Raw genomic sequence first — 23,304 nt, 5'->3', positions numbered from 1 at the left:
TGTTGCCATTGTTTGGCCCCAAATGACATCATTCTGTGCTCAACTTCACCAGCAGGAAAAACAGCGATGAGAATTGCTTCGTGATCGGCGGTAAGTGGAAAATCCACTCTGTAGCGGGAATTGTAACGGCGGCGGCGCTCATCAGCGGTTGCACAACACAGAACGCGCAGACCAGCAAGATCAAGCCGCAAGCGGCAACCTCGCAGACTACATCCGGTAATTACGCCTACACGCCCAAGGACAAAGAATGCCTTGAACGGGCAATGTTCTTTGAGTCCAACCGTTCAAGCCAAGATGGTCTGGTGGCTGTTGGAACAGTGGTTATGAACAGACTTGATGCGGGCAAATGGGGAAACTCCATATGCAGCGTTGTTGGACAGAAGGGACAGTTCGCCCCGGGCGTCTTGTCTCGTCCGATGACGTCATCGGCACTTCCGGACGTTCAGGCTGCGGCAGACGCTGTGCTGAAGGGCAAGCGTAACCCTCAGGTCAAGAACGCAATGTATTTTCACACTGCCGGTTTGCGGTTCCCTTACAAGAACATGCATTACACTGTCGTTGCTGGCGGAAATGCGTTTTACGAAAAGCGCGATCGTTATAATTCGGCAGAAATTGCTTCCAAGGAAGCAAGCCAAGCCATTGCCAATGCATATATTGCAAGCATGAGAACCTCCGGCGCAGGCAATGCTACGCAAGTGGCAAGCGCAGCGACGACCACCTCCACACCGACCTCTGGTCGCGTTGTGGCTACGCAGCAACCCGTACTGGTTGCGCAGGCTGACATCGCTCCACCGCAAATGGCGTTTGCTAGCGAGAAGGTTGCTGTTCCTGTTGATCCGCCTGTTGGGGCCATGGAGCACACATTGCAGGCACAGCAGCAGGCCGCACAGACGACACCAGGCGCCGCTCCGGCTGGAATATTGGCCTATGAGGCTCCGACCAGCAAAAGCGTAGATGCTATTGGTCAAATGCTCCTGGCTCAGGACAGACCTAACGCCTTGAACTAATAAAAAAGCACGCTCCGGCGTGCTTTTTTATTATTGTACCCTGCTACAATAGCTCTTCAGGGCACCAGAAAATGATGGTCCCACTCATTGTGGGGAACCAACTGCCCAATCGCATACTGAAATGTCAGAATGGTCATATGATCGGGCGATGTCGAGCATGTGTATGACAGGTGATACCATTCGCCCTTACTGCGAAAGGCCGCACCCGTGGAGCGAATCTTGTCGCCGCTGATCTTGGGCTCGGCAAAAGCATAGGCCACCAATTCATCCGGAACCATTTTGGCCGGATCCTTGTGGATACGTTCCATTGCTTCCAGATCACAGCGCTGCTCAAGCCTTGTTTGCGGGTCCAGCCTTTCTAGCTCGTCGGCTGCGCTTTTATCCATTGCTGCGGCTGGAGCGGAAACCGCAATGGCAAGCAGAAAAGCACCAATAATTTTCATCAATTTGCTTTCCGGCGTAATCGCATGGCCCGTTGCGGGTCAAAGTTCTGTGAGATACCGCTGCATTTAAGACGGAATTGTGGAAATCAAAACCATTGGAACATTACAATTTTTTCATGAAGTGGGGGATTTTCGTCCCTTGTCTCCATTCGCTTCTATAAAGGAATAGATATAGGAGAAAGATGGTTGAGCGCGATTTGCCGGCTCAACCAAGCCTGCAACGCTGCCCAGCGAGGCTGCATAATTGTTGCAATTAAAGCCGAACATTCTCCAGAGCGGTGGATTGGCGAGATTGTAACGTACTTTGCCCAGTAATTGTTGATACTGACTTTCAGTCAATGAAACGCGATAAGCGGCGCCGGTTGAAAAATGGCAGTCCGCATAGCTTGGCTTCAGTTCAGCCGGCATCGGAATGATTGCTCCGCCGTAAAGCCCGATCAAGCTGCCTTTTGGAAACAGCCCATTATACTGGCGTGTTACCGGGTTGCCTTGCGCGTCAAGACGTCCAAAGACCACATAAAGATGGCCGCTCGGTATTCCCGGCGAAAGACGTTGGCGAAACTCGATATAGGCGGGATCACCGGTCTTAGTGCGATTGGCGGTGAGCTTCACAGCGTTGCCATTGACGCTGCCATGCGCAGCACAGGTCAATTGCGGTATCTCTGCAGCATATGCCGACACATTGCTTGCAGCGGTCGGCTGCGGTGACGATTGACACGCCGCAAGCGACAGTGAGAGCACCAGAACCGGCAGTGTTTTTGCGAGTGACGAACAGGACAGCTTGATTTTACGCACGATGAAAACTTTCAGCCAATCAATAGATGTAGGGCAAGACACGCCAGGTGCGTGCACGATAGACGTCGTATTCTTCTGCAAAGGCTTCACTCATCATCGTTTCCTCTGGACCCACCCGTGAGAAGAACAGATAGCCAAATCCAACAATCCCTGCAAATCCTGCAATATAGTTAGGCAAGAGCAGTGCTTGTGCAATGGCAAGGCACCAGAATGCCGTATACATCGGATGCCTGACGTGTTTGTAGATTCCTGTTGTGATGAGTTTGTGATCCTGTTTCAGTTGCAATGATACTGACCACATTTTTCCAAGCGCTTTATGCGTAAGCCTGAAAAGCACAAGCGCGATTATCCCAACGATGATGCCGAGTGCAAGCAGCATTGGATGCCCAGGATAGGATGCAAATCTCGGGAATCCGGTAACAAGGTATATGCCTGGTATGATGCCAAGTCCCGTCAGCGATATGGCCATCCGCAGGGTATCTGCTCCCGGCCGGCGATCAACGGTGAGCCGGCTTCGGCGAGCGCGGCGATCAAAGGGCCGGCGCAACAAATACCAACCAACGACCAGAAACGCCCACAGAGCCTTTCCAGCTAAAGCAAGGCTTATCATGTAATGGCAGGCCCCACGATCTTGAGGCTGTCCTTGGAACAGAGAGTTTTCTCGCAGGGCAATCCGCCGCGGGCGGCGATATCTGCAAAACGTTGAGGCCCACAAAGAATAGCATGCCAGGAATAATGTGTCCGTTTATCTACACCAAATACGAACTGGCGGTGCACGCGGAAAAAGTCGCGCCGGATTGCCTTGTAAGTCTCGTCGCAAAGCTGGTGTCTGAAACGCACTTGCATAAGAACAGGTGATTTTCCTTTTGCAATATCGAGATCTCTGATCGGATCAGATTTGTAAAAGTTCATTGGGTCAGTCAGCGATTGGGCATCAATCCAGGTCGTATTGCTTTGTGCGACATTGGCCACACAATCTCGCAAGCGAGATGCAGCAGGATGTAGTGCGACTTTGAGCAGGCTGGAGCCTACGGTAAGTAGTCCGTAGCGTCGCGATTTATTGCGCTTCACCGCTTCATCTATAATCGGAAGTGCGCAAATTGCGCCCAAGCTATGGGCGGCAATAATAACCTCGGTATCGCTTGGAGCTTCACTGATCAATGACGCGGCATGACCGACGACTTTTTCCATCTTCGTCATAACGTCTGAGCGCTTTCCGCGTGCCATGTCGCGAGCAAATGTCCAGTCGTCCATGAGCAGCAAAAGATGTAATTTTGCAGCAGAAAACCACAGTAGACATATCCCAGCCAAAAGACTTGTCCCTGCCAAAACAAATGGGCTGTTCGGAAAGGCATCGTCGACCAAGTATCCCATGCCAATAGATGTAATCACAATGGCTGCAAGCACGAGCAGTGGATAAACAAAGAACAGCGCATAGCGCCAGCTTGTCATGATGAAGCGGAAAAATGTGTCACTGACGATAAAGTCGAGCAGTGCAAGCAGTCCGCTCAGCAGGCGGACGACTGGATTTCTGGAGGCGTAAAACAGCGTGATATCGCCAAGCCCGTAAAGCACGAAATCGGTATGAGCCGCCCAGTCATCACCCTTGGCATGCAAACTGAAGCGACCCATGGCAACGCCGTCTTCGACAGCGCTGACAGATAGGGGGGAAGGCTCCGAGACGGTCATGTCGTAAACAGGCGCAGTTTTGCCTGCCTCGCGGACAAAGCGCCGATGGTGAGCCTCTACAGGCATATGCTCAAAGCCTGGCAGTAAAATCACCAGACGCTTGACGATCGTCATCCGCATCCTTTCCTCATCGCTTACCGATGATTGCGATCTACCTTACTTCGCTAACAAGGATTTTAGATGATCAGCGTTAACAGAACGTCGTCAGCGATAAGAAGTTGCAATAATTGGTAATGCAACTTCATTTTGGTGCCATGCGAATAGCTCCGTCAAGCCGGATCGTTTCTCCGTTTAGCATTGGGTTCTCGATAATATGCACAGCGAGCGATGCATACTCCTCTGGCTTACCAAGTCTTGAAGGGAAGGGAATGGATGCTGCAAGTGAATCCTGAACCTCCTGCGGCATTGCCAGCAGCATTGGCGTTGCGAAAATACCAGGAGCGATAGCCATAACGCGAATACCGAAGCGAGCAAGTTCCCGCGCTGCTGGCAGGGTAAGGCCTGCAATGCCGGCTTTGGAAGAGGCGTAGGCAGCCTGTCCGATTTGACCGTCGAATGCAGCGACCGAAGCGGTAGAGATAATCACACCGCGCTCGCCTGTTTCCAAGGGATCAAGCTTGGCGGCTGCATCTCCCACCAAGCGCAGCATATTGAACGAGCCGATAAGATTGACCTCGATCACGCGCCGGTAAAGCTCCAGATCATGCGGGCCATCTCGTCCGACAATACGTCCGGCATTTGCTATGCCAGCGCAATTGACGAGAACACGCGGTGTGCCAAATTTTTCGGTGACCTGACGCACTGCGCCTTCTGCATCGCTTGCACTGGAAACGTTGCAGCCGAGTGCAATGCCGCCGATTTCTTGCGCAACTTTCTGGGCAGCATCCAAATTAATGTCGAAAAGTGCCACCTTGGCGCCCTTTTCCGCAAAAAGCCGGGCCGTCGCTGCTCCAAGTCCAGATCCCCCGCCTGTTACAATAGCGGTATGTCCTTCAAGATTCATAATTTGCTCCCTTCCAGTGCAACGATTTCCTCAGCCGCTTACCATGGCAAGTGTGACGCCGATAGTCGCGCCCTTTGCTCATGTACGTAACTATGTGCCTTTGACTGTCAGAAATGTGAATGGACGGTTTTGTAGTGAAATTCACTATTTTTGCATTTATGTGGTCGAGTTTCCCCAGAATCGTGGATTATGGTTCTCCGGATGGGTTGACTGCGAATAAATCTGCTTGCATTGCGACATGGCAAAGGCTTCCATGCAGCTTCGGTTGCAGGCAAGGGGGCCGGCAACAAAAAAACCTCTGAAGGTGGAAAAACATGAAGACCTACAAGAAACTCATTGCGGCGACAGCGCTTGCAATGTTGACGGGTGGGCTGATGGCAGGTGGAGCCGCAGCTAAAACTTTCGTTTATTGCTCGGAAGCATCGCCGGAAGGCTTTGATCCCGGCCTCTATACGGGCGGTAACACCTATGATGCTTCGGCGCATACGGTTTATAATCGCCTTTTGGAATTCAAGGCTGGTACGACAGAAACCCAACCAGGTCTGGCCGAAAGCTGGACAATTTCTGATGATGGTTTGCAGTACACGTTCAAGATTCGTCCGGGCGTAAAGTTCCAGACTACAGAATTCTTCACGCCGACACGTGAACTCAACGCTGACGACGTGATTTTCTCCTATGAGCGCCAGTGGAAAGAAGACAGTCCCTGGAACAAGTATGTAACAGGTACTTCATGGGAATATTTTGCCGGCATGGGCTTCCCTGAGCTCCTGCAGTCGATTGAAAAAGTCGACGACATGACAGTGAAGTTCACACTGAAGCGCAAAGAGGCTCCGTTCCTCGCAAACGTTGCAATGCCATTCGCTTCGATCATGTCCAAGGAATATGCCGACAAGCTCCAGGCTGAAGGCAAGATGAACCAGCTGAACCAGATGCCTCTTGGCACCGGTCCTTTCTCGTTTGTCGCCTACCAGCAGGATGCCGTTATCCGTTTCAAGGCAAATCCTGACTACTGGAATGGCAAGCAGAAGATCGACGATCTGGTTTTCGCCATCACGACCGATGCTTCGGTTCGCTATCAGAAGCTCAAGGCTGGTGAATGCCATTTGATGCCTTATCCAAACCCAAGCGATGTGGCCGCGATGAAAGCGGATCCAGAGTTGAAGGTGATGGAGCAGGAAGGCTTGAACGTTGCCTACCTCGCGTACAACACGCTGATTGCACCGTTCGACAAGGTTGAAGTACGCCACGCGCTCAACATGGCCATCAATAAGAAGGCAATCGTTGACGGCGTATTCCAGGGTCTGGCAACACCTGCCAAAAACCCGATCCCACCGACAATGTGGTCCTATAATGACGCCATTGAGGACGACAAGTACGATCCTGAAGCAGCCAAGAAAATGCTTGCAGATGCCGGTGTAAAGGATCTTTCCATGAAGATCTGGGCGATGCCAGTTTCACGCCCTTATATGCTCAACGCTCGCCGCGCTGCGGAATTGATGCAGTCTGATCTTGCAAAGATCGGCGTCAAGGCCGAGATCGTGTCTTATGAGTGGGCCGAATATTTGAACAAGTCCAAGGCAAAAGACCGCGACGGTGCTGCTATTCTCGGCTGGACCGGTGACAATGGCGATCCAGACAACTTCCTTGATACATTGCTTGGTTGCGAAGCCGTCGGCGGTAACAATCGTGCGCAATGGTGCAACAAGGAATTTGATGCCCTGGTGAAGAAAGCCAAGGTTACAACAGACGTTGCAGAGCGCACAAAGCTCTACGAAGAGGCGCAGGTCGTGTTCAAAAAGGAAGCTCCTTGGAACACGCTTGATCACTCCCTGTCGATCGTACCGATGCGCAAGGGTGTCGAAGGCTTCCATCAGAGCCCGCTTGGTGACTTCGCCTTCGACGGCGTAGACATTACCGAGTAAGAGCTGAAAACTTGTAGGAAGGGCGTCCGTCAGGCGGGCGCCCTTTTTTCTTCCGAGCAAAAATGCGTTAAGGCAGCCGGAAGCACCGCCACCGATTGTGGCTGGAAGGTTCGATATGTTCAGATTTATTATGGGACGCGTGGCGGTTATGGCCCTGACTTTTGTCGGGGTATCCATCATCGCTTTTTCCTTTATTCGCATGCTTCCGGGCGATCCGGTTGCGTTACTTTCAGGCGAACGTGTCATGTCGCCAGAACGTCATGCAGCTATTTCGCGCGATCTTGGCTTCGACCAGCCGATCATCGTTCAATATTTCGACTATCTTCGGGGTATTCTGCACGGTGATTTCGGGACATCGATTGTAACCAAGCAGCCGGTTGTCGAACAGTTTTTCAATTTGTTTCCAGCAACGCTTGAGCTTTCAATTTGCGCAATTCTTTTTGCGGTTTTGCTTGGCATTCCAGCTGGTGTTTTCGCAGCGATCAAGCGCGGTTCCTTTCTCGATCAGTCAATCATGGGAACTGCCCTGATAGGCTTCTCGATGCCCATCTTCTGGTGGGGCCTGCTGCTGATCATGCTCGTATCCAACACATTGCACTGGACGCCTGTATCTGGCCGCATCTCACTGATGTTCTTTTTCCCGCCAGTGACCGGATTCATGCTGATCGATTCACTGATTTCTGGACAGTCGGGTGCTTTCAAGTCAGCCGTCAGCCACTTGATCCTGCCAACGATTGTGCTCGGCACTATTCCGCTGGCGGTTATTGCGCGTCAAACTCGTTCCGCAATGCTCGAGGTATTGTCCGAGGATTATGTGCGCACCGCTCGTGCCAAAGGCCTGGCTCCATTGCGCGTTATCGGTATTCACGCGCTGCGAAATGCCATGATCCCGGTTGTTACAACCATTGGTCTCCAAGTTGGCGTCATGCTGGCCGGAGCAATCTTGACAGAGACGATTTTCTCTTGGCCGGGTATCGGAAAATGGTTGGTCGATTCCGTCAGCCGCCGCGACTATGCGGTAATTCAGGGCGCTTTGCTCATCATCGCCGCCACCATCATGTTGGTCAATCTCGCTGTCGACTTGCTCTACGGCCTGATCAATCCGCGCATTCGACATTGAGGGGATAGATCATGGCCCAGACAAATATTCAAAGTGGAACCTCCACCGATTCATCTCTCCGACGGCAGCTTGCCGAGTTTTGGTATTATTTCTCGGAAAATCGTGGTGCCGTCATCGGCCTGGCAGTTTTCATATTGCTGATTATAACGGCTATTTTTGCACCATGGATTGCCCCGCACGGCCCGGCAGATCAGTACCGCGATGCTGTACTCCTGCCACCAATCTTCCAGGAAGGCGGACGTGCAGGCTATCTGCTTGGAACAGATGCCGTTGGTCGAGATATTCTCTCGCGTCTGATTTACGGCGCGCGCTATTCACTGTTTATCGGCATTGTCGTCACCTGTATCGCGCTTGTCGGCGGTATTTTTCTAGGTGTTATCGCTGGCTATTTCCGCGGTTGGGTCGATACAGTTATTATGCGCCTGATGGATGTCATCCTGGCCTTTCCATCATTGTTGCTTGCTCTGGTTCTGGTAGCAATTATCGGGCCGGGATTGACCGGGGCAATGATCTCCATCGCGCTGGTGTATCAACCGCATTTCGTGCGTTTGACCCGCGCTGCGGTGATGGCCGAAAAGACGCGTGATTATGTGGTGGCCGCAAAGGTTGCCGGTGCTGGTCCGCTGCGGTTAATGTTCAAGACGATCCTGCCTAACTGCATGGCACCGCTGATTGTTCAGGCGACGCTCTCATTTTCCAATGCGATTCTTGACGCTGCAGCACTGGGCTTCCTGGGTTACGGTGCTCAGCCACCGGCATCGGAATGGGGAACAATGCTGGCCGATGCACGTGAATTTATCGCAAGCGGTCAATGGTGGGTGGTAACGCTGCCCGGTCTCGCAATTCTGATTACAGTGCTTGCTATCAATCTCGTCGGTGACGGATTGCGCGATGCGCTTGATCCAAAACTGAAGAGGAGCTGAACATGAGCAAGCTACTCGAAATCAAAAATCTTTCTGTCGGCTTCGATACCAGCAATGGCATGTTTATGGCCGTCCAAGGCATTGATTTATCGGTCGAAGCTCGCGAAGTCCTGGCAATTGTCGGTGAATCCGGTTCTGGAAAATCCGTTGCGATGCTGGCTGTTATGGGGCTGCTGCCCAAATCAGCAACAGTCACTGCCGACAGCATGACATTTGATGGTCACGACATGCTGACAATGACGAGCAAACGTCGGCGTGAAATCATCGGGCGCGACGTTGCGATGATCTTCCAAGAGCCTATGGCGAGCCTTAATCCGTGTTTCACTGTTGGATTCCAGCTGGAAGAAGTTCTGCGGGTTCATATGAAACTCGACAAAAAGGCAAGGCGAGCCCGTGCCATAGAGCTCTTTAAACAGGTCGGTATCCCGACCCCGGAAGAGCGGCTCAACTCTTATCCGCATCAGATGTCGGGCGGGCAGTGCCAGCGCGTCATGATCGCTATCGCGATTGCGTGCAATCCAAAGCTGCTGATCGCAGATGAGCCAACGACCGCGCTTGACGTTACCATCCAAAAGCAAATTCTCGATTTGCTTGTTCGTCTTCAAGCCGAGCATGGCATGGGATTGATTATGATCACCCATGATATGGGTGTAGTGGCTGAAACTGCTGATCGTGTAATCGTTCAGTATAAGGGCACGAAGATGGAAGAGGCCGATGTGCTGACGCTTTTTGAGGCGCCCAAGAGCCCATATACCCGCGCATTGCTTTCCGCTCTTCCCGAAAATGCGACCGGCGATCGACTTTCGACCGTGGCTGATTTCATGAAAAACGAAGCAGCCAATGCAGGAGCTGCATCATGAGCGAGATTGTACTCGAAGGCCGCAATATCGTACGCGAGTATCACGTTGGCGGTGGCCTGTTTGGAAAGGCAAAGACCGTTCAGGCTGTAAAGGGCGTGAATTTCACTGTTGAGAAGGGCAAGACGCTTGCAATAGTGGGCGAAAGCGGATGCGGAAAATCGACACTTGGTCGTATTCTGACGCTGATCGATCCGCAGACATCCGGCGAATTGCTCATTGACGGCAAGCCTATCAATATTGCCAAAGACAAGGTGACGACCGAAATGCGCCGCAAGGTGCAGATCATTTTTCAGAATCCTTATGGTTCGCTGAATCCACGTCAGAAGATTGGTGAAGTTCTAGGCGAACCATTGCTGCTGAATACCAAGAAGACCGCTGCAGAGCGGCGCGAACTTGCCATGCAGATGCTGGTAAAAGTAGGCCTTGGCCCTGAACACTATAATCGCTACCCGCATATGTTCTCCGGCGGCCAGCGTCAGCGTATCGCCATAGCGCGCGCACTGATGTTGAGCCCAAGCCTGCTTGTTCTGGACGAGCCTGTTTCTGCGCTCGATCTTTCGGTGCAGGCGCAGGTTCTCAATCTACTTGCGGATCTGCAGGATGAGTTCAACTTGACTTATGTTTTCATCAGTCATGATCTGTCGGTGGTTCGTTATATCGCCGATGACGTTATGGTCATGTATTATGGTGAGGTGGTTGAATACGGTACGCGCGACGAGGTGTTTTCAAACCCGCAACACAGCTATACCAAGACGCTGTTTGCGGCGACGCCGAAATCTGACGTGGAGAGCATCCGGGCGCGTATTGCAAAGAAAAAAGCTGCCGCCTGAGCGAAGCCCGATTTGCAATCAGGCATTCACTCATTGAGCTTCAACAGGAGGAATGTCCGTGAGCAAAAAGCAGTCGATTTCATCTGCCCCGACAGATGGCAGCAAGGTGCAGATTTTCTGGACAGATGAAGATGGGCAGGAAAACCAATCCATCGGGCAGTATCGTTCGTTGGATCGCCTCAAAGTTACTGGCGGTCAGTGGGATGAGACCGATGCCGGATGGTGGGTATTTACCGATTCCAGCACGCAGAAAAAGGTAACGCCAACGGGATGGATGCCTGCTGGCAAATCGGATGAGTCCGAAGAAAACGAAGAAGAATAGCAAGAGCGGCGCTAAGTCCGGAAGTTAGGACGGACCTGACTATTTCTTCTGATGTTTGAGCAGACCGCGAACAATATCGTCAGCGGAAATCATGCCAAGAATAGCGCCTTTTTCGACAACGCCGACATCACCGCTATTCTTGGCCACTGCCTGCATCACATCCCGCACAGGTGTATCGGGCCGGGCAGTGGCCGCGAATGGCCGGTCACCGCGTGAGCGGTCAAGTGGAACCATGATGTCGGCCGCTGTCAGCACTCCAAGTGGATTCATATTGGCGACGAAATCCGCCACATAATCATCTGCCGGGTTTAGAAGAATATCCTGCGCTGTTCCGCACTGAATTATGCGGCCACCTTCCATGATGGCAATGCGATTGCCGATTTTCATCGCTTCATCAAGGTCGTGACTGACAAACACGATTGTCTTCTTCAGTCGATCCTGCAAGCTCAATAGCTCGTCTTGCAGCCTGTTGCGAATGAGAGGATCAAGGGAGCAAAACGGTTCGTCCATTAACAGGATTGGAGCTCCGGTCGCAAATGCGCGGGCAAGGCCCACACGTTGTTGCATGCCGCCCGAGAGCTCTCCAACCTTTCGCTTGGCCCAGTCTTTCAAATTGACCAGTTCAAGTTGCTGTTGAACGGCGCGCGCGCGCTCTTCCTTCGGCACTCCGGAAAGCTCCAGTCCGAAACCGACATTCTCCTCAACGGTACGCCAAGGCAAAAGTCCAAACTGCTGGAAGACCATCGACACCAGATGTTTGCGCAGGTTGCGCAAAGTCGTCTTGTCCGCCTTGCCTACGTCGATTGACTGCCCGTCATTATGAACGACGACTGAACCACGTGAAATAGGGTTGAGACGGTTGATAGCGCGCAGCAATGTGGACTTGCCAGAACCGGATAGGCCCATAAGGACCAGTATTTCGCCTTCGGCAATGGTCAGCGAACAGTTGTGAACGCCCAGAACATGACCGGTTTCAGCCTGAATCTCCGACCTGCTTTTTCCCTGGTCAGCCAAGGCCAGTGACGCGTCGGTCCGTTTGCCGAAAATAATGCAGACTTGATCAAGTGTAATAGCAGTCATTCACCTTGCTCCTTGCCGGGGCGGAAAATGCGGTCAAGCACGATGGCAACGACCACGATGACGAGACCGGCTTCAAAGCCAAGAGCGGTATTGACCGAATTAAGGGCACGAACAACCGGAACGCCAAGACCGTCGGCGCCAACCAGCGCGGCGATAACAACCATGGAAAGCGACAGCATAATGGTCTGGGTGAGGCCTGCCAGAATCTGCGGCATGGCATAGGGCAATTCAATCTTCCACAATAGTTGCCGCGACGAAGCGCCAAAGGCTTCCCCAGCTTCAACCAAATGCAGCGGGGTCGATGAGACGCCAAGATGAGTCAGGCGAATGGGGGCAGGTAGTACAAAGATTGCCGTGGCAAGCAAGCCCGGCACCATGCCAATGCCGAAGAACACGATGGCGGGAATAAGATAGACGAAGGTTGGCAATGTCTGCATCAAGTCCAGCACAGGGCGAATTGCCGAATAAAATTTGGGTCGATGCGCGGCAATGATGCCAATAGGGACACCGATACCCATGCAAAGGATGCAGGAAGAAAGCACCAGGGTGAGGGTTTCCATCGTCTCGTCCCAGTAGCCCTGGTTAACAATGAAGAGAAATCCCACAATCGTAAGAATGGTGACCGCAATTGAACGCCGCAAGGCATAGGCAACGGCAGCAAATATGGCGATCATAACCAAAGGGTGAGGGTATTTCAGCACGAACATAAGTCCGTCAATGAAACTTTGCATCACCATTGCAAGTCCGTCAAAGAACCCGGCAAAGTTGGTGGTGAGCCAATCGACGACGGCCTTAGCCGTCTTGCCGACTGGAATCTTGTCTTGTGTCAGCCAGTCCAACCGAACTATCCCTCTGTCGTTCTATCAATAAGCGGAAAAAGCCTCCCGGCCGGTTGGCCGGGCGGCACTTGTTTCATGCTCTTGTTGCACCGGCTTAAAGGCCGAGCTCTGCCTTGACAGCGGGGAGACCATCTTTGCCGTCATAGGTAGTGACACCAGCCAACCACGCATCGAGAACACCCGGATTGGCTTTCAACCATTCCGTTGCAGCGTCGGCAGCATCTTCCCCGTCATCCAGGATTTTGCCCATGATCTCGTTTTCCATGGGTAGCGTAAATTTGAGATTGGCAAGCAGTTTGCCAACATTCGGACATTCGGTTGTGTAGCCGGTGCGAACATTGGTATGGACTTCAGCGCCACCAAAATTAGGGCCAAATACGTCGTCGCCACCAGAGAGATAGGCGAGCTTGAAGTTGGCATTCATTGGATGCGGTTCCCAGCCGAGGAACACCACAGGCTTTTCGGACTTGGTATCTTTCGCAACTTGGGCGAGCATGCCCTGCTCGGATGACTCGGCAAGCTGGAAACCCTTCAGGCCAAACTGGTCTTTCGAAATCATGTCAAGGATGAGGCGATTGCCGTCATTGCCAGGCTCGATACCATAGATCTTGCCGCCAAGATCATCCTTGAATTTGGCGATATCCTTGAAATCCTTCAGACCCTTGTCATAAAGATATTGTGGCACGGCAAGCGTATATTTCGCGCCGGTTAGGTTCGAACCGAGGTCCTCAACGGTCTTGTTCTCAATGTAGGGTTTGATATCAGCTGATTGCGTTGGCATCCAATTGCCAAGAAAAATATCAATGTCTTTTTTGCCGAGGGAGGCATAGGTCACAGGCACCGACAGGACTTTTATGTCGGTGCTGTAGCCAAGCGCCTTGAGCACTTCGGCTGTTGTTGCGGTTGTGGCGGTCACATCAGTCCAGCCGACATCGGCAAAGCGTACATTTTTACAGCTCTCAGGTTCGGCAGCCAATGCGGTGCCCGCCGAAAGCACCAAAGCCAAGGTAACAGTCAATTTGGACAGAGTTTTCATATTTGTTTTCCCCTTCCGGCTTTTCCCGGCATTCAATCTGCTGAACCAAGCATCAAACGGGCAGCCATTCAAGCATAGGCGCGCATAAATCCGGTCAAATAGCGACAGTTGTTGATATTCCACAAAAAGTGAACGCTGTACTCATGCTGTGGCTTCAAGCCAGAACGCAAGTCTGGTTAAAGCGGTTATGGCAAAATTATACTTCAGTTATTCGGCAATGAATGCCGGTAAATCGACGCTTCTCCTGCAGGCTTCTCACAACTATCGAGAGCAGGGTATGCGAACCATACTGTTCACTGCCGGTCATTATGCAGAAAATGGTGTGGGGAGAATAACATCAAGGCTTGGCGTCAGTGCACCTGCCGAACTTTATTGGGACGATGACGATCTGTTTGCACGAATCAAGGATGCGAATGGTGAAGCTCCGCTCAGTTGCGCATTTGTTGATGAGGCACAATTTCTGACCAAGGAACAAGTGTGGCAGCTTGCCCGCGTAGCTGACAGATTGAACATTCCAGTTATGTGTTTTGGTCTTCGTACCGACTTTCAGGGAAAGCTCTTTTCTGGTTCCTCTGAACTCCTTGCTATTGCCGATACATTGCGTGAAATCCGGACAATCTGCCATTGCGGAGCCAAGGCTACCATGGTGGTGCGCAAGGACCAAACCGGCAAGGCGCTCACTGAAGGAAATCAGGTTGCCATCGAAAAGTCTGTCTATGTTTCGCTCTGCCGTAAACATTGGGAAGATGAAACCGGACATTCTTTATAGGGCAACCGTATAATTAGCCGATATTCTTCGCTTGCAAGTCCGCGCCCGCCGTTGTCATCTGGCTGCAGGCATTGTTTGACAAGATGTAATTGCTATATGCAATCGGGATCATGGTTGATATTTCAATTACGCAATAGGGGAGATTTATAATGGCGAGTTTGCAAGATTTCGACGCTGAGATTGAAAAGACCAAAACAATGGTCAACGACATGCGTGCGAAGATTGATCAGTCCAGCGTTGTTCTCGATAAATTCGCCAAAGCAGATGCAAAGATTGGCGCCGCCGACTTTGACATCGAGAATGCGCGCATCGACGACGTGTTGCGCCAGCAAAAGGCAATGGAAGGCAATATTGCCGAGTTGATTATCGGCTTGGAGGATGCCACCAACATTTTCGGTACAGAATTCGAAAGCATGAAGGGCTATTCGGGCTGGGAAAAATTTATTGGCGTGTTTTCAAAAGACAAGATGCAGCGTCTGCGCTCCGATAGGGTGCGCAACATGTCGCTCGCGGGCAATCTTCAGGAGCTTCTTACCAAATCAGATCGCATCGTCGGTATTTTGAAAGAGCAAAAAGTTGTTCTCGATGCCCGGTACAAAACCTCGGAAAACAGCCTGGCAACAGTGATTGAGCGCCGCAAGACCACTATTGCTACGCTTGAAGCGACTCAAAAGCGTATCGAAGAACTTAATCCGCTATTGCTTGATATCGAAAACCGCATTGCCGCGTCGACCGATCAAGGGACACGGGCGCAACTTGAGGGAGAGCGTTCCAAGCTCGCCACCGAGTATAATGAACGTCAGGCCAAGGAACAGGAACTGCTGGCTGAGAGCCAGACTCTTGAACGCTATACCTCGATGTTCCAGACATTTGTTGACTCGCTCAACAATCAGATCGCCGCTCAAAGCACGCTGATCAACAAGCTGGCTATCGATACCGAACAGCGCATTGTGCTTTACAAGGCTCTGGAAGACTCTCTCAAGACTGCGGCTCAACAAGATGTTGCCCACAAGATCAATACGCTTGGTAGCCAGGTGGACAAGGCGGCCGAGGAAACCATGGCTGGTGTTGGTGCCGCTGCACAAAAACACATTGGCGACCTTCTCGAGATGCACGAAAAGAACATGGTCAGTTCGCAAGATATTCAGCGCCGCAAGAAGCTTGCAGATGATGCATTTGCCCGCAGGTTCTCTGAAGTGCTCAAAAAACATAATTCTGCCGATTACGTTCAGAGTTAATTCATGGCGGAGAATGCAGATCTGGCGGCGGCGGAACGTTACTTCGGTGCAATCCGTGCAGCATTGGATGGGCTTGAAGTTTTCCTGAACAATCAAGACTCGCCGCTTTACAAGCATGATCTGGTTGCTCAGACCGTTGCAGAATATCTCGAGCGGCTGGACGCATCATTTGAGTGCTGGCGTAACAGGCTTGGCTTTACAGAGCGCTTCCGTATATCCAAGGCGGAAAGCGGCTTTCCTGTATTCCAGAACGTGCTGGAACTGGAAAATGACAAGAAGGAAGCAAAGGGACGACTTGCTGCCATATCGCCGGTGGAAACATTGCGCAGCGAGATGGTGGATTTCATCCTGCGCCACCGCGAGTTTCCGCGAGATTTACAAAAATCCATAGCTGAGCGCATCTATCTGGAGACAGTTTTGAAAGGCGAGGTTTTTTCGCCATTCGTACTTCCCACAACGATCCGTGTTTCAGTAAATCCAAAGACAATGCGCCCGTTTTACGTCGTGCATTGGGGAGCCTTCGATGGTGCTTCGAACCTCCCCCTGATCTATATGGCAGTCATTGAGGATTCTTCGGAAGACATCGTCGAAACACTGGTCCAGAAGGATGGAAAGCTCAATCCCAAAGTCAAAATTCCACTTCCAGTGGGTGGTTTGCTGAACCCCGATCTGGCAAGCCGTTTCGATGATTTTGCGGCAAAAAATTCCGCCTATTCACTATCCCCCGTAACAATCGCGATGAGCCTAGACAAGGATTTCCCAGAATTGCACCCCAAGCAATTGCGCCGAATTGTTCTAGGCCCATTCTATACGGCGGGGATCACAGAGCATAACCAGAAAGTTGCAGATGTGCTTGAGCGTGTCCGTCGGCCTGAAGACGCGTGGCTGTTGACCTGGACCATGCAGGAAGTGTTCTCGACAGCCGAGAAACCGGGAAAACGCGGCATCTGGTCTTCAGAACCGTCTCGCGAAGAATTTCATATTAATACTGACGATCTGGAAGCCACCCGACAGGGTGTAAGTTACTACGAGCAGCACGCTCTGGTTCCTCATGAAGCATATCAGGCGCTCTACGCCTCTGGGGAAGCATCGCGGATTTTTACCGGCTTTGAAACGCATATCCTGTCGAATGGGCAGGTTATCAGCGGCATTTAAAAGGACTGAGTTCATGGATGTCGGCCTGACGACGATTGAAGAAAAAGATATCGACAAACACCTTCCGGTTGCGAACGCAATGGTGACGCGATTTGTTTCGCTTGAAACCAGCGAGGGGCAGTCGGGCACCGAGATCGCGGGCACTGGCCGTCGTTTCGTTTCGACAGTCTCAACTGGCGGGCTACGCAAGACGCGTGAGGTCGAATTTGCCAAAACTGTGCAATCTGTGCGGGCGGATGACCCGATGTTGTCGATCGCCCAGCACACATTGTTGTTCAGAGCGCGACGCGGCGTCGCTATTGCTCTTGCCGTAGCGGATGTCTTTGGAAGGCAGAGCGACTTTGAAAGCCTGATGGCGCGCAATGCCTCTGCGCCGCTGCAAGGTGAGGAGGCCAGCCATTTCAAACGTCTCCTATCGGCGGCATCCTACATTGCGGCATTTTCTCTGTCTGCCTATCTGGCCCAATTAATCGAAGCGGACGGGGAGCCCGCAAATGATATTGCCGAGCCGGATTTCCTGTTTGACACGTCGCAGGATGCATTGAAGTCAGTAATCGCTGGACTGGATCGCGCCATAAGCGGGGTAAAGGACGAACAGACAATGCTGGCACGAGCCAAGGCTTTTGCAGCGCTCAGTATTGACGGGCTTTTGCAGCGAAAGGGTCGATTTGAAGGGCTGGGCAGTTTTGATGACATGCACCTGCGGCTGGATAGCGACGATTTCACATTGGATGGCTTCGACGTAGCGCCGTCAAAAAAACGCACGCCGCTGGTCATGACGTTCAGAAAGCCGAGCGAAGTTGTCGGCAATCACATCGCCAAATATCAGGCGTTAAAATTATCCAAAATGCTGATGGCTTATGATTTTGACAGACAGCTCAACCCGTTCGTGGAACTCGGTGGATTCCTGTTCACATTCATTGGCGACGGCGCGCCGGGTACGGGTAAAACAACACTGATCCAGATGATAGCGGGACTCGTCAATGATTACTGTCAGGTTGCTGGCTATGCCTTTCATTACGAAAACTTTGGTGTAGACCAGATATCCTCATATCAAGGCAAATCGGGTCAGAACTGTAAGCAGTTCGTTACCAATGTTCTCAATCCGCGTACCATCGGTTTCGGTACGATCGACGATATTGATCAGGTCGCCGCCAAGCGCTCGGATGACCGGGCTTCATCGGGCCAGCATGAGATAACCGGCGTTCTGATGGAAGCTTTTGCAGGTGCTTCGACTGTTGTGAGAGGCAACTGCTCTTTCGGCATGTTCTCCAACTATCCGGAGAATGTCGATGATGCGCTGCGCCAGCGCGCTGGTGCGCGTTGGCTGGTTGATGGTCCGCAGACACGCGACGACTATATTGACATCTTTGCGCTGCTGGCAGGTAAGAACCACAAGATTCCGCTTGGGGACCATAAGCTCTATGAAGCACAGCAAATTCAACGTGCGGTGGAGACTGCATATGAGGAATTGTCGAAGCCACAAGAAGATGGGCTGAAAGTCGTCTACGACCGTTTCATAAAGGATAATGGCCAACCCGAAACATTGTCCGATGTTGGCACATATCTCCATATGATCAAAGAGCGCGAACCGCGTTTCACGGGACGTGCGATCAAAAACGTCACCGATGCGATCAAGATGCGGGCAATGGATGTCGAGCTGCCGGACGAGTGGTTTGAAAAACCCGAAACGTTCATGCACAAGAATTATGATGATAAGAAAGCGATGATTGAGGCGCTGCGTAAACCGTTCACGATGGATATGGTGTTACAGGAAATCAATCGTTATGCGGATTCGGAATTCCGCTATGCCGACAAGTCCGACGATGCCGCCATCGACAAAATGGTGCGTGATGCAAGGCTGCGCGAGCGTGCTGTCAAGGAAGTCGAGGCGTTGAAAGCCAAGGGGCAATGGGAAGCCTGATGGAACTGCTCTACCAGAATGATCTGATCTATGGGCGGTTGTTGAAAATTGACCAGCCGCACCTTGTTGAGCGGTACAATAAAGCGCTTCAATCCTTTGGCTTTCCAGTTAGCAAGCTGAATGAGTTCGACATTGACAGGACAGGATTCTCGCCACAGATCGCCGAAGAACTGAAGGATCCCGCTTATCTTGATCCGAATGGCGTGAACAGACGCTTCATTATCCTCACGCCGTCGCAAGCCGACTTGCCCGTTGTTCACACGCAATTCTCCAATACGTCGCAATTGATGTACGAGTTTTTTTCGAGCAATGCCCGGGCGATCGATGCGCTGACCATCAAGGATGTCCTTTATGGCGAGATCGAAGATTCGGTTTCGGTTGTCTCTGATATCGAAGATCTGCTTTCCATTAATCAGGTCGAGTTTCGCGTGCTTTCAGCGCAAAACGTTATGGCGCAGGCGTCTGAGCTACGCTTGCTGGCCGACCGCCTCAAAGATGAGCCTGACGCATGGCGCGACAATGCAATGCTGGAGCGTATGGTCGAGCTTGCCAAAGTCACGGGTGATATCCGCGAAAACTCGCTGGTTCCCGACAAGGTGCTTTTCAGGCATACCGCCTTTTGGACCAGTCATTTTGGCGGGGTCTATATTTTTGTCGATGACAATACGACCACTGTTATCGGGAATCCTGAAGCACCAGGTTTCCGGCGCTCGCGTCCCTGGCAGGTCAATTATATTTCGATCAAGGATGCCGAGCAGGTTTTCCAGTTCCTGAGCACGACGTCGCGTATTGAATTGCCGCGTGCATCGTGGATTGAGCAATCCGGTTATCTGGAAAATCGCGGCGAGATGATTATCCGTCACCTGATCCAAACGCTGGAGCCAGAGCGTGATTTAAAGAATATTGACCGGATTTGGCTGCAAACATGGATTCATGCCAATGCCAGCCTGATCAATCATGATGGCACATGGCCATTTCTCAACGCAGTGAAGCGGGAGATCGGACAATCCGGCCAGTTAAATATATCTGAAACTGATCCGTCGCGGCGATTTCTTGTTGTCCGAGCGTTGCCCAAGCATCCTGATGCATGGCTGGTGAATCAGCTGATCAGTGATTTTGTGCCTTGGGATTTTCTGTCGCGCTATGTGTTTAACAAGCCCGGTTTTTATGCCGATTATCAACGCTGGAGTCTTCCTTATCAGGAACACGTTGTCGATATTCTCAAAACAACCTATTTGAAGGACAAGGAAGGGCTGCGAAAGCGGTTGTTTGGACTAGGATAGTGTGGATTGAAATTGGTCTGAAATATTTTCTACTTCATGCTCCGCCCCTTTCCTCTTTCAATACACAATTGTGACGTGTAGGGCGGTTTCTCGATCCTGCCATCTAGTAAGGCACTTCGAGGACCCGTCTATTGAAATAGGTTTGTTGGTGTTTGCAGCTGCAATCAGGATTGCAAGCATATTTTTTCCTACAGTTGTCGTGCCGTCAAAATCAAACTCTCCGGTGACGCTTTTGCCGCAGACTGGTACGTTGTTATGGGTATCAACACTAAATATTACCCTACCGTCGCCGATGACAGCAATCCTGCGGACAAGACCTGATCCTTCGCCTCCATAAGCGGAGAAACTAGAAACCATTGCTACCGCGACAAGGACATACTTCAAGAATGTCATATCAACATAATCTCCATTAGTGAATTTATATTAACCGGCTAATCGAAAAGGAGAAAAGTAACAGGACTCATTTCCAATTTGGATTTGAGCGCTCCATAATAATGCTGCACCATTGCAATATCGCCAGCGCTTAGAATGCCACCATTGTTCCATACTGGATTGCAGTAGTTCATGACGGATTCTGCATCCCATGGACCAAATTTTTTGTCCCCAGCAGTATCTCCGACTGGCTGTCCTTTGGTACAAATTGGAGGTTTATCGTCACGTAATTGCTCATGGGCGAAACCTAGAGCATGGCCAAATTCATGCACTGCAATTTTGCGAATGCATTCGATTTTTGTTTGCTGGCAACTGGTGCTGAAAGTCGTAAACTCGAAATTTAAGTCGATGCCAACGGATTTGTTCTTAAGCTGTGTTCCGAGGCCATAAGTGCCTGGTGCATCGTCGCTGTTTCCAATAATTGTATCGTCCACCACCGCAACTCTGAGGCCATCAATCGGTTGACCAGAGCACTGTTGCCAGCCGGTAAAACGTACCTGTGATACTGCTTCCCATGTGTCTGCAACTGCATTCTGCACGACCTGCCGTTGCGCGGCGTACCTATTGTAAGTGGTGTCATCCATTTTCCAGCACGTTGCTATATTCTTGGTGGGCCAGATGGATGTTTCAAGTGGAAATCCTTCAACCTTCCCGCTTCTGGAAGTGTGCTGTAATTTATCGTGAGCTAGTACTTCCGAGCTGCCACTGAAGCTAGCTAATGACAATATAAGAACATGGATTTGAAAAACGGGATACAATCTCATGGGCCTTCCCAAGTGTGATTGGAAAAATGAAAAAAAACTATAATATCAATATGTTATGCTGTGATTTCAGCAGTATGTATTGAGGTTGTCAATTTGACTTTAGTCGCAAATGAGCAATTTATTTCAGACTGCATTGTCGATATTCTCAAAACAACCTATTTGAAGGACAAGGATGGGCTGCGAAAGCGGCTCTATGGACTTGACCAGTGAAGGAAACAGGATGCTCGAGCCCGTAGTTAATTTTTTCAGCCGAATATTCACCTATATCGGACGTGGTATCGGGTTTATTGTCGGTATCCTCCTGTGGCCATTCATGTGGGCGGGCAGCTGGTATACGCAGAGGGGGTTTATTCTCAAGATTGTGGTGGGTCTTGCTCTTCTCCTCTGGCTGGGTCTTTACGGTTATTTCTTTTACAACACGCAGGCCTGGACCAATTTTAATCCGGATTATGTTGCGTCCTATAATTTCAAGAATCAGACAGCGCCTGCTGGCGAGCCATTGGCTGCGCCCGCTGCAGCTGCGACGACGGGCACAAATGTTGCCAAGACCTGTGCTCGTTCCGCAATTGTAACAGTCACTGCGGATTTGACGGATTTCAACGTCAACCAGAATGCCTGGATCTCCTCGATGCTGCTCTACAAGCTCGGATTTTTCGGTATGGATTGGGACAGGACGCCATTTCTTGATAACAAGGCATCCTTTCAACGAGGTATCAATTCAGCCGTCCGCCGAACGGGTATAGAGTTGGTCGATACGTTGGGGCGCGTTCGTGGCACCTCACAGATTGATGGTGACCTGCAAAAGGCTCGCGGTAATCTGCAGTTCACCGAGGATGCATGGTATTTCGGCCTCAATCCATTTGGTCCGAAAACGCCGACGCCAAGCTATTACCGCTCGGCTGTGAATGATCTGCGCACATTCAATACAAAGCTGGAAAACTGCAACGCGATCTTCGACGCGCGTGCGGATAATCTGATTCAGTTTATCGATCGTATCGCCAATGATATCGGTGCCACATCAGCTATCCTGAAAGATCGTTCCGAAAATCACAATAATGGCTGGTTCGATACGCGTGCCGATGATCGTTTCTGGTTCGCCTATGGTCAGCTCTACGCTTATTACGGCTTGATGAATGCTGCACAGGTCGATTTCAGGCAGGTGCTGGATGAAAAGCATCTTACGCCGCTATGGGATGGTATGGACGGCCAATTGCGCTCTGCTCTGGCTATTCAGCCCTGGATCATCGCCAATGGCAGTGAAGGGGGCTGGCTGTTGCCAAACCACCTAACGACCATGGGTTTCTATATTTTGCGCGTCCGCTCGAACCTGATCGATATCAAGCAGGTGCTGCAACAATAAGCGGGCTTTGATAGGTGAGGCGGGCTTAGCCCCGCCTCTTCTCAATCAAACCGGCAGGGCCGATGTTTCCTTAACTTCTTCCATGACCGCATAAGTATGGGTTTCGCGAACGCCCGGTAGCGAAAGCAGCGCATCGGAAAGAAAACGCCGGTAATGCTCCATATCGGCGACACGGGCTTTGATCAAATAGTCGAACCCGCCGGCGACCATATGACATTCCATCACGTCCGGGTTACGGCGCGTTGCAGCGGCGAAAGTTGCGAAAACGTCCGGTGTGGTGCGATCCAGCTTGATCTCGACAAAAACCAGCATTGCGCGATCGAGCTTTTTCGGCGACAATTTTGCTGTGTACCCAAGTATATAGCCGTCACGGGATAGGCGTTTCACCCTTTCGGTTGTCGCTGTTTGGGAAAGGCTGATACGTTCGGATAATTCAGTATTGGATAGCCTTCCATCTTTTTGCAGCTCGCGCAGAATCCTGCGATCGAGACTGTCCAAACTCTTCATCTC

The 23,304-nt window shown here is 51.3% G+C and carries 24 protein-coding genes; 13 read left to right on the top strand and 11 right to left on the bottom strand.

Features of this window, described 5'->3' with window-relative positions:
* Positions 1-80: 80 nt before the first annotated feature.
* Positions 81-1,007 carry a cell wall hydrolase gene (locus AC6CHM_RS07420; protein ID WP_115052359.1) on the top strand — a complete coding sequence of 309 codons (927 nt, stop codon included), beginning with the start codon at positions 81-83 and terminating at the stop codon, positions 1,005-1,007.
* Positions 1,008-1,063: 56 nt separating this feature from the next.
* Here AC6CHM_RS07420 and AC6CHM_RS07415 read toward each other — a convergent pair whose 3' ends face one another.
* The 5 genes from AC6CHM_RS07415 to AC6CHM_RS07395 all read right to left on the bottom strand — a co-directional run bounded on the left by AC6CHM_RS07415 (position 1,064) and on the right by AC6CHM_RS07395 (position 4,937).
* A complete protein-coding gene (locus AC6CHM_RS07415; protein ID WP_115052360.1) occupies positions 1,064-1,450 on the bottom strand; it encodes a DUF930 domain-containing protein in 387 nt (128 codons plus the stop codon).
* Between the two features lie 114 nt (positions 1,451-1,564).
* A complete protein-coding gene (locus tag AC6CHM_RS07410) occupies positions 1,565-2,335 on the bottom strand; it encodes a hypothetical protein (protein ID WP_336439680.1) in 771 nt (256 codons plus the stop codon).
* Positions 2,265-2,855, bottom strand: coding sequence for a protein-S-isoprenylcysteine O-methyltransferase (locus AC6CHM_RS07405; RefSeq protein ID WP_336439681.1), 591 nt, complete (start codon positions 2,853-2,855; stop codon positions 2,265-2,267). The genes AC6CHM_RS07410 and AC6CHM_RS07405 overlap by 71 nt, the downstream gene beginning before the upstream one ends.
* Positions 2,852-4,048, bottom strand: a complete 1,197-nt coding sequence (locus AC6CHM_RS07400) for a hypothetical protein (protein WP_498172529.1) — start codon at positions 4,046-4,048, stop codon at positions 2,852-2,854. The genes AC6CHM_RS07405 and AC6CHM_RS07400 overlap by 4 nt, the downstream gene beginning before the upstream one ends.
* A 127-nt stretch (positions 4,049-4,175) precedes the next feature.
* Entirely contained in the window at positions 4,176-4,937 is a 762-nt protein-coding gene (locus AC6CHM_RS07395) for a 3-hydroxyacyl-CoA dehydrogenase (RefSeq protein WP_115052364.1), read from the bottom strand.
* A 314-nt stretch (positions 4,938-5,251) separates the two neighbouring features.
* On the opposite strand from AC6CHM_RS07395, the gene AC6CHM_RS07390 reads away from it, so the two are divergent.
* The 6 genes from AC6CHM_RS07390 (at position 5,252) to AC6CHM_RS07365 (ending at position 10,914) form a co-directional block, all read left to right on the top strand.
* Complete coding sequence (locus AC6CHM_RS07390; protein WP_115052365.1) at positions 5,252-6,859, top strand: ABC transporter substrate-binding protein; 1,608 nt, start codon at positions 5,252-5,254, stop codon at positions 6,857-6,859.
* Positions 6,860-6,974: 115 nt separating this feature from the next.
* Entirely contained in the window at positions 6,975-7,979 is a 1,005-nt protein-coding gene (locus AC6CHM_RS07385) for an ABC transporter permease subunit (protein WP_115052366.1), read from the top strand.
* Positions 7,980-7,990: 11 nt separating this feature from the next.
* Positions 7,991-8,902: an ABC transporter permease subunit gene (locus AC6CHM_RS07380; RefSeq protein ID WP_115052367.1), complete on the top strand. Its 912-nt coding sequence runs from the start codon at positions 7,991-7,993 to the stop codon at positions 8,900-8,902.
* 2 nt (positions 8,903-8,904) lie between these two features.
* Positions 8,905-9,762: an ABC transporter ATP-binding protein gene (locus tag AC6CHM_RS07375; RefSeq protein ID WP_115052368.1), complete on the top strand. Its 858-nt coding sequence runs from the start codon at positions 8,905-8,907 to the stop codon at positions 9,760-9,762.
* On the top strand, positions 9,759-10,592 hold the full coding sequence (locus AC6CHM_RS07370; protein ID WP_115052369.1) for an ABC transporter ATP-binding protein: 834 nt from the start codon (positions 9,759-9,761) through the stop codon (positions 10,590-10,592). The genes AC6CHM_RS07375 and AC6CHM_RS07370 overlap by 4 nt, the downstream gene beginning before the upstream one ends.
* A 58-nt stretch (positions 10,593-10,650) precedes the next feature.
* Entirely contained in the window at positions 10,651-10,914 is a 264-nt protein-coding gene (locus AC6CHM_RS07365) for a hypothetical protein (RefSeq protein ID WP_115053220.1), read from the top strand.
* A 39-nt stretch (positions 10,915-10,953) separates the two neighbouring features.
* Here the strand turns inward: AC6CHM_RS07365 and choV are convergent, their stop codons facing one another.
* The 3 genes from choV to AC6CHM_RS07350 form a co-directional block, all read right to left on the bottom strand.
* Positions 10,954-11,994 carry a choline ABC transporter ATP-binding protein gene (gene choV, locus AC6CHM_RS07360; RefSeq protein ID WP_337354445.1) on the bottom strand — a complete coding sequence of 347 codons (1,041 nt, stop codon included), beginning with the start codon at positions 11,992-11,994 and terminating at the stop codon, positions 10,954-10,956.
* A complete protein-coding gene (gene choW, locus AC6CHM_RS07355; RefSeq protein WP_115052371.1) occupies positions 11,991-12,833 on the bottom strand; it encodes a choline ABC transporter permease subunit in 843 nt (280 codons plus the stop codon). Before choW ends, choV begins: the two co-directional genes overlap by 4 nt.
* Positions 12,834-12,927: 94 nt before the next feature.
* The gene (locus AC6CHM_RS07350) at positions 12,928-13,869 is read right to left on the bottom strand and encodes a choline ABC transporter substrate-binding protein (RefSeq protein ID WP_336439685.1); all 942 of its coding nucleotides are present in this window, start codon (positions 13,867-13,869) and stop codon (positions 12,928-12,930) included.
* Between the two features lie 187 nt (positions 13,870-14,056).
* Between AC6CHM_RS07350 and AC6CHM_RS07345 the strand changes: the two genes are divergently transcribed.
* The 5 genes from AC6CHM_RS07345 (at position 14,057) to AC6CHM_RS07325 (ending at position 20,238) form a co-directional block, all read left to right on the top strand.
* Entirely contained in the window at positions 14,057-14,638 is a 582-nt protein-coding gene (locus tag AC6CHM_RS07345; RefSeq protein WP_498172527.1) for a thymidine kinase, read from the top strand.
* Between the two features lie 149 nt (positions 14,639-14,787).
* Positions 14,788-15,876, top strand: coding sequence for a hypothetical protein (locus AC6CHM_RS07340; RefSeq protein ID WP_115052374.1), 1,089 nt, complete (start codon positions 14,788-14,790; stop codon positions 15,874-15,876).
* 3 nt (positions 15,877-15,879) lie between these two features.
* Positions 15,880-17,031 (top strand): hypothetical protein, encoded by a 1,152-nt coding sequence (locus tag AC6CHM_RS07335; protein WP_115052375.1) that lies wholly within the window; start codon positions 15,880-15,882, stop codon positions 17,029-17,031.
* 13 nt (positions 17,032-17,044) lie between these two features.
* On the top strand, positions 17,045-18,955 hold the full coding sequence (locus AC6CHM_RS07330) for an AAA family ATPase (protein ID WP_307279647.1): 1,911 nt from the start codon (positions 17,045-17,047) through the stop codon (positions 18,953-18,955).
* Entirely contained in the window at positions 18,955-20,238 is a 1,284-nt protein-coding gene (locus AC6CHM_RS07325; protein WP_498172525.1) for a DUF6638 family protein, read from the top strand. The genes AC6CHM_RS07330 and AC6CHM_RS07325 overlap by 1 nt, the downstream gene beginning before the upstream one ends.
* Positions 20,239-20,295: 57 nt before the next feature.
* On the opposite strand, the gene AC6CHM_RS07320 is transcribed toward AC6CHM_RS07325, so the two are convergent.
* Entirely contained in the window at positions 20,296-20,631 is a 336-nt protein-coding gene (locus AC6CHM_RS07320; RefSeq protein WP_440805490.1) for a hypothetical protein, read from the bottom strand.
* Between the two features lie 38 nt (positions 20,632-20,669).
* The gene (locus AC6CHM_RS07315; RefSeq protein ID WP_115052379.1) at positions 20,670-21,434 is read right to left on the bottom strand and encodes a M12 family metallopeptidase; all 765 of its coding nucleotides are present in this window, start codon (positions 21,432-21,434) and stop codon (positions 20,670-20,672) included.
* A 220-nt stretch (positions 21,435-21,654) separates the two neighbouring features.
* On the opposite strand from AC6CHM_RS07315, the gene AC6CHM_RS07310 reads away from it, so the two are divergent.
* Complete coding sequence (locus tag AC6CHM_RS07310) at positions 21,655-22,794, top strand: DUF2333 family protein (protein ID WP_115052380.1); 1,140 nt, start codon at positions 21,655-21,657, stop codon at positions 22,792-22,794.
* Positions 22,795-22,839: 45 nt separating this feature from the next.
* Here the strand turns inward: AC6CHM_RS07310 and AC6CHM_RS07305 are convergent, their stop codons facing one another.
* Complete coding sequence (locus tag AC6CHM_RS07305; protein WP_115052381.1) at positions 22,840-23,301, bottom strand: Lrp/AsnC ligand binding domain-containing protein; 462 nt, start codon at positions 23,299-23,301, stop codon at positions 22,840-22,842.
* Positions 23,302-23,304: the final 3 nt, after the last annotated feature.

The sequence above is a fragment of the Phyllobacterium sp. GQ127 genome, assembly GCF_059758635.1.
The sequence above is the reverse complement of the archived record's forward strand: the minus strand, read 5'-3'. Positions and strand labels throughout refer to the sequence as shown.